The sequence below is a fragment of the Ruegeria sp. HKCCE3926 genome (assembly GCF_017872515.1).
Classification (GTDB): domain Bacteria; phylum Pseudomonadota; class Alphaproteobacteria; order Rhodobacterales; family Rhodobacteraceae; genus Ruegeria.
The window spans coordinates 1-10,484 of the sequence record NZ_JAEDOU010000017.1 but is presented as its reverse complement, the minus strand read 5'-3'; the positions used below and the strand labels follow the sequence as shown (position 1 = coordinate 10,484).

At 54.1% G+C, this 10,484-nt stretch carries 9 protein-coding genes; 4 read left to right on the top strand and 5 right to left on the bottom strand.

Annotated elements, in window-relative coordinates:
• Positions 1-283 precede the first annotated feature (283 nt).
• The 4 genes from I9184_RS21185 (at position 284) to I9184_RS20730 (ending at position 5,369) form a co-directional block, all read left to right on the top strand.
• The gene (locus I9184_RS21185; protein WP_209835614.1) at positions 284-1,738 is read left to right on the top strand and encodes a carbohydrate porin; all 1,455 of its coding nucleotides are present in this window, start codon (positions 284-286) and stop codon (positions 1,736-1,738) included.
• A gap of 63 nt (positions 1,739-1,801) precedes the next feature.
• Complete coding sequence (locus tag I9184_RS20740) at positions 1,802-2,554, top strand: glucose 1-dehydrogenase (RefSeq protein ID WP_209835613.1); 753 nt, start codon at positions 1,802-1,804, stop codon at positions 2,552-2,554.
• Between the two features lie 116 nt (positions 2,555-2,670).
• Positions 2,671-3,951: an MFS transporter gene (locus I9184_RS20735; RefSeq protein ID WP_209835612.1), complete on the top strand. Its 1,281-nt coding sequence runs from the start codon at positions 2,671-2,673 to the stop codon at positions 3,949-3,951.
• Positions 3,952-4,034: 83 nt separating this feature from the next.
• The gene (locus I9184_RS20730) at positions 4,035-5,369 is read left to right on the top strand and encodes an amidohydrolase family protein (RefSeq protein ID WP_209835611.1); all 1,335 of its coding nucleotides are present in this window, start codon (positions 4,035-4,037) and stop codon (positions 5,367-5,369) included.
• A gap of 89 nt (positions 5,370-5,458) precedes the next feature.
• Here I9184_RS20730 and I9184_RS20725 read toward each other — a convergent pair whose 3' ends face one another.
• The 5 genes from I9184_RS20725 to I9184_RS20705 all read right to left on the bottom strand — a co-directional run bounded on the left by I9184_RS20725 (position 5,459) and on the right by I9184_RS20705 (position 10,347).
• On the bottom strand, positions 5,459-6,379 hold the full coding sequence (locus I9184_RS20725; protein WP_209835610.1) for a hypothetical protein: 921 nt from the start codon (positions 6,377-6,379) through the stop codon (positions 5,459-5,461).
• A gap of 11 nt (positions 6,380-6,390) precedes the next feature.
• Entirely contained in the window at positions 6,391-7,413 is a 1,023-nt protein-coding gene (adhP, locus tag I9184_RS20720) for an alcohol dehydrogenase AdhP (protein WP_209835609.1), read from the bottom strand.
• 66 nt (positions 7,414-7,479) lie between these two features.
• Positions 7,480-8,229, bottom strand: a complete 750-nt coding sequence (locus I9184_RS20715) for a glucose 1-dehydrogenase (RefSeq protein WP_209835608.1) — start codon at positions 8,227-8,229, stop codon at positions 7,480-7,482.
• A 91-nt stretch (positions 8,230-8,320) separates the two neighbouring features.
• Complete coding sequence (locus I9184_RS20710) at positions 8,321-9,091, bottom strand: SDR family oxidoreductase (protein WP_171725197.1); 771 nt, start codon at positions 9,089-9,091, stop codon at positions 8,321-8,323.
• A 302-nt stretch (positions 9,092-9,393) separates the two neighbouring features.
• Complete coding sequence (locus I9184_RS20705; protein ID WP_171725196.1) at positions 9,394-10,347, bottom strand: helix-turn-helix domain-containing protein; 954 nt, start codon at positions 10,345-10,347, stop codon at positions 9,394-9,396.
• Between the last annotated feature and the right edge of the window lie 137 nt (positions 10,348-10,484).

Below are 10,484 nucleotides of genomic sequence, written 5' to 3'. Positions count from 1 at the left end.
CCAGATCATTCAGCCTGAACAACTTGGCAATACCCCTTGAGCACTTGAAGAAGGGTCTCGCGGGTTTCGTGAAGTCCCGCCCCCTATCTTCAACTCACCTCTCGCGGCCGCGCAACCGCCCTTCCTCGCTCAGGCGAAGCTAATCTGACAATACCAGCCTTAATTTCCCCGTGACGGATTTAGGATAGTAAATTGGCGATTTGCAGCTCGATGTTTGCCGGACTTCGGATTGTCGCTTTTGGACGATAGTTTTTACCTTACGGTGCCCGCCAGAGGACCTGCTGTGAAACGAATCTACTCAAACCTCTTCTCGACTTTTCGAGTCTCTCGCGTCGCAAAAAATGCATTCGATCTCTGCAACTCTACTGCGAACCATTTCAAAATAACACAGTCAGCGCGACACCTCAAAAAAACGAGCGCTTCCGCTCGTGTAACACTTGATGAAAGTACGCATCGTCAATGTGGTGAGAGTGAGCGGGCCGGGCCCAAACTTTTGAGGTTGTTCAGCGTTGCTTGCGCTTTATTTTGTCCCGCTTCTGTTCTTGCTCAGAGCGGCGTCGAAGCTGCGCCAGCGCGGTTAGGTGCCGGTTTTGGCGGACCCAGCGCACCTGAGGTCTACTTGGATGAAATCCAAAATCGTCGAGCTGACACGGGTCCCTCTTATATCTTACCCGGTTTTGACAAAGCGCTAGATCCTTGGTTCAAATTCAAGGAACGCATCGAGCAAAACGCCAACTTTCGTATGGGCGGCCACTACCAGATCAATTATCAAAAGGCAGATCGCGTTCTAAACGAGCCAGACTATGGCTTAGGGGGATTGTTCCGGTTCACGGGAGTATGGAAGTCAAGGGGTCTCGAGAACCGCGACGCGGGGCGGATAGAATTCACATTCGATTACAGACATGCAATTGGGAATGGCGTTGCGCCCAGTGCTTTGGCGCAGCAATTCGGATATGTCGGCACAACCAACGCAATTCTTGGAGACACCAAGTTTGATCTCTACTCGCTTTACTATGCCAAACCGTTCCGTAGCGGAACATCAGGCTTTGCCATAGGGCGGATTGACCCGAACAACTTTTTCTACACCCACGGGTTTTCAAATCCTTGGACCGGTTTCATGAACAACGAAGTCGTCAACCCGGTCAGCGTGCTGCAGCCACAATCGAGTTGGGGCATTTTGGGCGGTTACTATTTTAACGATAATATCTACGGCGTGGCTGGCACCTTCGACGCCAATGGATTTACATCTGACGACCTCGAATTTTTTGAGGGTGGTGCGGAATTCTGGACTGGCGTAGAACTCGGCTACGTGCCCTCGCAAGCGGAACGGTTGGACAAGAAAATCAGCCTCACGCTATGGCACCTGGACGAACGTGAAGACGCCGGAACGGAAGAAAGCTACGGCGCAGCACTCACAGCGAGCTGGACATTCGGCGATTGGAACCCGTTTACTCGCATAGGATTCTCGGAGGGGGACGCGCCCCCTTACAACACATCGTTTCTGGCAGGCTTTCGCAAAAAGATGCGAAACGGGGCTGACATCCTTGGTCTTGCCCACTCCCGCGGAGAATCTTCTGCCGGTTTCGGCTGGCAAAACGCAACCGAGCTTTTTTATAACTACTACCTCGCCAAAAACCTGGCCGTCACGTTCGACATCCAGAGGATCGGAAACCCACTTCTGAATCCAGTCGATGACGAAGTCTGGCTGTTCGGTATTCGGACAAGGATCACATTTTGAAAATCTCGACCTCCGAAGAAATACGGACACAAATCAAACGCAATCAAGAATAGGAGCGACCACATGAACAGAATGGATGGAAAAGTTGCGATTATTACAGGCGGCGCTAGCGGTGTCGGCCTCGCGGCATCGGAGCTGTTTTTGAAAGAAGGTGCCAAAGTGGTCATCTTCGACCTGAATGAGGATAGCTGCAAGGCAGCGGTTGAACAGCTTGCCTCCGACGATGTGATTTATGTTGCTGGCGATGTGACCAACCGAGACGACAGCTTCAGAATGGCCGCCACAGCCGAAGAAAAGTTCGGTGGTATCGACGCGCTGGTCGCCAACGCCGGTGTTGAAGGCAAACCGTTGGCAATCATGGATGTCACCGAACCGGATTTCGATTTCCCTTTTGCCGTCAATGTCAAAGGTCCGCTCTTTAACATGCAGGCCTGCGTACCATCGATGATCAAGCGTGGCGGCGGCAGCGTCGTTATCACGTCATCGGTCGGTGCGACCATGGGGGGGCAGACCACGGCCTACAATGTGTCCAAACACGCAGTGACCGGGCTTGTCCGCTGCGGAGCAAAGCAACTGGCACAACACAAAATCCGGGTGAACTCGGTCAATCCCGGCCCCATCGCGACACCGATGTTCCTGCGCGTCGAGGAAGAACTGGGCGAGGATTTTTCAAAGGCTTACAAGGCGAAAATCCCACTGGGACGTTGGGCGGATCCTATGGAGATCGCCGAAGCGCTTCTTTACATGAGCAGTGATGCATCCACATGGATCAACGGCACCGTGCACATGGCGGACGGTGGCCAGAAGGCGATCTGACCCACGTGGAAACAACCCTGTTCGCGACGCGAACGCGGACAGGGCGACCAAAGCAACGCGCCTAGCGGCGCTCGACGGCCGACTGCATTGCCAACGAAAATCGAAGGAATGAAACCATGAGCACCAAGAACACATATGGCTGGTTTGTCGTTGGCACGACACTCGCAAACCAAAGTATTGCGATGGGCGTTCTGCTTTCGGGCTACGCGCTATTTGTCTTGCCCTGGGCCGAGGAATTCCAGGTACCACAAAGTCAGGTGTTGCTTGGCTCTACCATCGTGCTGGTCGTCAACAGTCTGGCCAGCCCCTTTGCAGGCAAGCTGATGGACAAGTTGAGCCTGAGAACGTTGATCCTGATTGGGGTTGCCTGTCTTGCGGCTGGTCTACTGCTCATATCGTTTGCATCAGCGTTCTGGATGATTCTGGCTGCCTACGCGACGCTTCTTCCCGCAGCTATCATCTTTTGTGGCTCACTGAGCTCTCAAACACTTGTTAGCAAATGGTTTACGGAGGGCCGCGGCGTGGCTCTGGGCGTTTCGTCTCTGGGAAGCTCGGTTGGTGGGTTTGTACTCCCCTTGGTCATTTCGGCCTTGATCGCGGCGTTTGACTGGCGGATGACGATGATCATTCTCGCCGTCGGCGCAGTTGCAGTGTTGTTTCCTCTGAATGGGTTGGTGCTCAGAAAGGATCCGCCGAAGCCTGCGGACCCGTCTGAAACGGATACGCAGGCGGGTGCGCAAGTCGAACCTGACTGGATAGCCAGTCAGCTTGTCAGAATGCCGACGTTCTGGATTCCGGTTCTGGGAATTGTTCCCTTGATGGCGGCCTATACCGGCGTGCAGTTCAATCTGGGTGCTCTTGTAAATTCGCTTTCCTTCGGTGAAGGCGCCGAAGGGGTCAAGAACGGACTGGCCGCTAAGCTGATCTCCACTATCGCGGTGGGCCAGGTGATCGGCAAGCTGGCGGCAAGCAGTGCAAGCGAACGGATCGATCACCGCGTTGTCTATTGGATTATGGCGGTCCTGATGGCAGCCGCCCTATTCTTGTTGTCCGGTGAGCCTTCCGTGACAGTGCTCTACATCGCGTGTCTATTGTTGGGCTCCGCTGTTGGTGCAACACTGCCTATGCTGCCAATCTTTTATACCTCCCGGCTCGGAGCAAAATCGATCGGTGTGATTCTGGGGATCGCGACGTTGGTTCTAATTTTGGGAAGCTTTGGTTCGTATGTGACCGGGTTGATCTATGAAGCCACGCAATCTTATGACACAGCATTCCTCGCCATGGGTGCTCTGCTGATACCCGTTTCCATTGCCATGTTCTTCTTGCCTTCGCCTGAGAAGGCAAGAAAGAGCTGGCCTCAAGCCACCCTCCAAAGCGCAGCGACAGAAGGTGCTTGAGAAACAACGGCAGATGCCAAATGTGCACAGGCTGGCTGAGAGCGTCCACTAAACCGTGCGAGCTATTAAGAGAAGGAATAGAGATGAAACTTGCGATCGGACTAGTGGTGGCGCTAGCCTCGTCCTCTGCGGCATTGGCGCAAGAGGCAGTCGGCCGCGTCCTCTTCGAGAACGTCGATGTCTTCGACGGTATGAATGAGGCGCTGATAGAGGACGTGAACGTTCTAGTTGAAGACAATGTGATAAGTCAGATCACTTCTGCCGATATCGAGTCTCGGGGGGCCGTTGTAATAGACGGCAGCGACCACACTCTGATGCCGGGCCTAACGGATGCGCACTATCATGTTATGACGGCGACCTTGCCCGCCTCGAAGATATTTGGAGAGCATCCGGGTTACATGCACACGGTCGCCGTGCTCGAAGCCGAAGCATTGCTGATGCGTGGTTTTACCACTGTACGCGATCTCGGAGGACCGGTTTTCGGTTTGAAATCTGCGATTGACGACGGCGTAGTCCCTGGCCCTCGTATCTATCCGAGCGGTCCATTGATTTCGCAAACGTCCGGGCACGGTGACGTTCGGACGCGCATGCAGGTCCCGGCTGAGGCCAATCGCATTCTTGAGCCGTTGGAGCGCACCGGGCTGGGTATTGTCGCCGACGGGCGACCCGCCGTCCTTCAACGCGTCCGGGAAGCGCTGATGCAGGGCGCTTCGCAAATCAAGGTCATGGCCGGTGGCGGTATCAGTTCGTCAAATGACCCGATAGATGCGTCACAGTACACGCTCGATGAACTAAAAGCCGCTGTCGAGGCCGCCGCGAGCTGGAATACTTACGTGACGGTTCATGCCTACACTTCCGACGCGGTTCGTCTGGCGGTCGAGGCTGGTGTGCAGTGTATCGACCATGGTCAGCTTATCGATGAAGAGACAATAAAGCTTCTTGCTGAAAAAGGCGTGTGGCTTTCAATGCAACCGTTTCTCGATGACGAGGATGCTATGTTTCCTGCTGAGGGATCTCCTAACTTGCAAAGGGGAAAGTTCCTTCGGGTTGCAGAGGGGACAAAACGCGCCTACGAGTTGGCCAGAAAACACGGCGTCAAAGTTGCCTTCGGTACGGACATTGCCTACGACACTGAGTTGGCAAAAAGACATGGTTATCAGTTGGCCAAGCTGACGCAGTGGTATTCGCCCTTTGAAGTTCTGAAAATGGCGACCCACGACAATCAACAGTTATTCGCCTTGTCCGGTCCAAGAAACCCATACCCCGGGAAAAACGGTGTGATTGAAGAGGGCGCCTATGCCGATATTTTGCTGGTGGCAGGCAACCCGCTGACCGATATCTCCCTGATCGGCAACCCCGAAGACAACTTCACAATCATCATGAAGGACGGACACATCTACAAGAACATACTCGAGTAGCACGCTCAGTGCATGGTACACTCGCTTCTGGCCGATAAATTTGTTGGGATTGCCAAAACCTATCCGGACATCTGCCGATGTCTGCGCTTTCAGTAACGGGAAATTGGGGCAAGCACGGCAGCGCGGGTCGCAGCGTCTACAGAAGGCAATGGTGGGTTTCGCTGAAAAGGATTAGTGACCACCGGACTGATCTGAAACTCAAATCTTGTGTCTTGCGCAAAACGATCAGGCGCTTGAAGGTTCTTTTCGGCTATGAAGGCCAGCTTGAAAGGAAGTCCTCCGATTTCAGTTGTTTTGTTAACATTCAGTGTAACAGGGAATGTCCATGCTTCGCTTGATGTGGCCTCCCAGTTATAGGTGATAATAGGATCAGTGCCGATCAACCATCCATTGCCAATACTTGCAAAGGCAAAATACTGAAAGGATGTGAGAGAAGTCGACGGACCGCTCCCTCCAACCTTTTCGTTGTGGCTCGGGAAGATACCGAACAGTCCCCAATTCGTTGTCTTTACCGCTACAAAGCTGGGCCCTAGCAACCAGTTGTCAGAAGAAAGACTGTTTCCAACAGGGATCGATCCAACCGCGCCGACGCCGAGAGTCCAGTCCCCGTTTTGCCACGCATAGAGCACGTCGTAAGGAATATCGAGCCAGCCATCTTCACCTCTGAAACGGCCTGCAGCAGAGTCAAATACGGGAAAATCCTTTGCGTAAGTCAGTGCTGGCCGAAAAATTAGATTGTCGCCATTTTGAAGTTTAAACGGGAAAACCGGTCTGAATCTTAGGGTAGTGCTTTCCTGACCAGAGGCCCCAGGTAAATCACCGTCGTAGGTTCTGTGGGTTAAACTGAAATTCAGCGTGGCTTTTGCAGCGCCCGGATTGTTCAGTTCTTTGGCGAGCGCTTCCGCATCCTGTGCAGCTGCTTGTGAGGTGACACAGAAGGCGGAGCATGTGGCGAAGCCCAAGACGGCAAGGGTATACTGTAGCCAATCCGGCTTCGAAACGCTGTTCATTTTGAGACCCTTCACAGTTTCATGACAATGCGGCCGTCGATTTTGTTGGCACGCATACGGTCAAAAATGCTGTTGATGTTTTCCAAAGGTTCGGTTGCGTATTGCACCTTGATCTTGCCTTCGCCTGCGAATTCGAGGCACTCCGCAAGGTCTTGCCGCGTGCCGACAATGGATCCGCGAATTGTCTTCCGGCTGAGAACGGTGTCGAAAATGTCCAGATCGAACGTATCGGGCGGCAAGCCAACAAGGGACATGGTTCCCCGTTTTCCGAGCATACCGACACCTTGGGAAAAAGCAGTTTTTGATACAGCAGTGACGAGAACCCCGTCCGCACCGCCGTACATGCCAGCAACCTCCTTGACGGGATCTGTCTCAAGCGCATTGATCACGGCATCAGCGCCCAACCGTGACGCAAGCGCAAGCTTGTCATCCGTTATGTCCACGGCAATCACATGCAAACCCATTGCCTTTGCGTATTGCACCGCCAAATGCCCTAATCCGCCAATCCCGGATATAACAACGGTATCACCAGGCTTGGTGTCGGTCTCCTTGAGCCCCTTGTAGACCGTAACGCCTGCGCAGAGGATGGGTGCCGCTGGCTCAAAGTCGAGAGTATCGGGCAGATGGCCAACGTAGTTGGGGTCGGCGAGGACATATTCCGCATACCCGCCATTGACCGAGTAACCGGTGTTCTGCTGCTCGCCGCAAAGCGTTTCCCAACTGGAAAGGCAGTGCTTGCAATGGCCGCACGCCGTGTGAAGCCAAGGCACGCCGACCCGGTCGCCTTCTTTTACTGCCGTGACGCCGGCACCAACAGCAGCTACAAAACCGACGCCTTCATGTCCGGGAATGAAGGGCGGATTTGGTTTCACGGGCCAGTCACCATCCGCCGCGTGGAGATCGGTATGGCAGACACCTGACGCTTGCATTTTGACAAGGATCTGGCCTGCTTCCACTGTTGGCACACCCACTTCCATAATGCTAAGCGGTTTGCCAAACTCCGTTACGACGGCCGCTTTCATGGTCTTTGACATTTTGACTTCCTTTCTTCGGGTCAGCCGGTGTGTTCAGTTCCTGATCTGACCGATTGGATCAGAGAGCTACGAGAGTTCACCGCCATCGATCACATAAGCGGATCCAGTAATGCAGGCGCTCGCGTCGCTGCTCAAAAACAATATGACTTCGGCGATTTCAGCGGGAGTTGCGAACCGATGCAACGGGATCTGCGCTTTCATCGCGCCCGCCACTTTCGCCCCACCGGTTTGCAGTCGCGATTCGTACATCATGTTTGTCGATACGGCGCCCGGATTCACCGAATTGACCCTGATCTTGTATCTTGCAAGCTGTCTTGCCGCAGAGCGCGTCAGACCGGTCACTGCGTGCTGTGACGTTGTATAGGGCAAAGGCCCGGCGCGCTGCGCCGCGATTGAAGACTTGATGACGACGCTGCCACCGCCGCGTTTTTTCATATATTTTGCTACCGCTCGTATCCCATGAAACGGTCCCTTGACGTTTACCTTGTAGGGCAAGTCGAAGGCTTCCTCCGTTAAGCTCAGGATGTCCCGTGTGTCCCCTTCGATGCCGGCATTGGCGATAAGGATGTCGACACCGCCGAATAGCTCCACTGCTCTCTGAGCAAGTTTTACGTTGTCTTCCGGTTCCGCAACGTTGCAAGCGAGATAGCTGACGTTCTCGCGCCCGATCTGTCGTACAGCCGCCTTGCAAACGCCTTCGCTCAAATCAGAAACGAGTACCCTTGCGCCTTCGCTCACAAACAAGCTGGCGGTGGCCCGGCCTATTTCGCTCGCGGCACCGGTGATTATGGCGATCTTATTTTCCAATCTGTTCATGCAGCGAATAAGCACCCAAAACCGGAGGAAAAGAGCAGGACCGGCCAGCGATCCGAGGCAGATTGCACGCGGACCGGTCCAGTTTGCGCAACTAGTAAGCTGACCAACCAGAGTCGGCAGTAATCACCGCACCGTTGACGACTTTGGATTCGTCGCTCGCAAGGAACAGAGCCACATTTGCAATCTCTCTGGGGTGCGCTCGACGCGGGTTCAGCACCATGCCGGACAAAATCCGATCCTGAATCCGTTCCGAGTAGTTGGACATATCGCCCATGCTTTCGGAGATATTCGTCGCAGTGGAGCCCGGGCAGATCATGTTGCAGCGAATGTTCTCCTTTGCATACATATGCGCCGTGCTTTTCGTGATGCCAATCATGCCGTGCTTTGCCGCCGTATAGGCCGCCCCCGCACGCCCACCGCTGATGCCAGCGATGGATCCCACATTGACAATGACGCCACCGCCTTGTTTTTCAAACCGCCGGACCGCCGCGCGCATGCCATAGAAATTGCCTGTGAGGTCGACGTCCATGATCAGGTTCCAGCCTTTGTCTTCGACGTCGCCGACCGGCTGCATCTGGTCCATGATGCCTGCGTTGTTCACGAGCACATCAAGGCGACCGTAGGTATCGACGGCCAACTGGATCATCGCTTCGACCTGCGCCTTGTCCGCGATGTTCGATATGGTTGTCGCGACGGACTGCCCTTTGTCGGCAACCTCTTTTTCAAGCTCGTCGAGGCGATCCTGGTTGATATCTGCCGCGACGACTTTCGCGCCTTCGTCCAGAAACAGCAGTGCCATTTCCTTGCCCATACCGGAAGCTGCACCGGTAATGATCGTTACTTTGTCTTGCAATCTCGACATCTTAGGTCTCTCCCACTTGGCAGGCTGTACGAGCCTGGATCACTGTGAGGGCGTGGCAACCCGTCTGTCTGACGCGCGAAACAAATCGCCCCCATGGTTCGAATAGACGCTACAAATCGGGGGCAATTGTCTCTATGCAGCTAGCGGCAAAATCATGCGCCTAATGCGCCAAAGACATATCCGATTTCCGACAACGCTTTTGAGCAAGTCGTTTCGGTGACTGCCACGATCCAACGAGACATGGCTTCGTGATACGCTAATAGCAGTTCCGCGAGCTGCGGTGCTCCGGGCGCGCAGAGCCCTCAACCGCAGCCTTGCGGCGACCCTTCTGTGCCAACCGCTTTGCCGACAACTACACTTGGCAGGACGCCAAAGTGGGTTTGAAACTCAGCAGCAAAACGTCCCAGATGTGAGAACCCGAAATCCATGGCGGCTTTGGTGATGGCCCCATGCCTCCCCCGCTGGGACTTCAGCGATCTCCGCACTTCTTCCAGCCTTTTGATGCGGGCGTATTGATTTGGAGAAAGCCCGTAGTGCGCTTTGAAATGCCTCAGCAAGGTGCGTTCGCTGGTCGCCGTGACTTCTGTCAACTCGGAGATCGAAACGGGTCGGTGCAGGTTTTCCGCGATGAAATCAGATGCTTTTATGAGCCTGTCATGCTGCTTGAAGTTCCGGTCCGACGCAACGCCACGACCAATGCGAACCTTTCTCAGAATATTGACGATGTCCTCTACGATCAGGGTCTGCAGTTCGCCAGCAATTGCAAAGTTGCTTTCAGAAGAGAAACACGCCGCCAGCGTAGATTTCAGGTTCTCGGCGTTTTTCTCGGGCAACCTGAGAGCCGCAGGCTCATTAATCGAAAAGATATTTCCTGCAGGACTAGCGCTCGGAACGTGAGGGAGCAGCACTTCCCGCGGTACCGAAATCGTAACGACATCAATATATCCGCCTGTCACCATGGACAGATGAAAACCACTGGGAACAAACCACAAATATGCGCTTCCGCCGGGCAGGCCTGCTATCCGCGCATTCTCCCCTTCAAGCACCGACATGAATGTCAGCGTATCTGCGAACATTACGCCGCGGTATTCGACGCTTCTGTCCACCACCTCTCGGACCAGCCCGACCTGACCCACCTGAATTGATCTGGATGACGCCTTGAGATAGCCCTGATCCAGTTGCAAATAGCTGCAATCGAAACCTGCATCCACAGCGGCTTCATTCAATTCGTCTATGGCGTCGAGGTTTCTATCCACTCTTGTTCTCTTGTGAAGCCTATCGCATTGTAAAGGCCCTTTGTTTATTGAAACTAAAATAACATCGCGTCGCGCTGCTTACAAAGCGTTTTAGCTAGCGTATTGCTACTATGCTCCAACCAGCCCATTAACAGTAA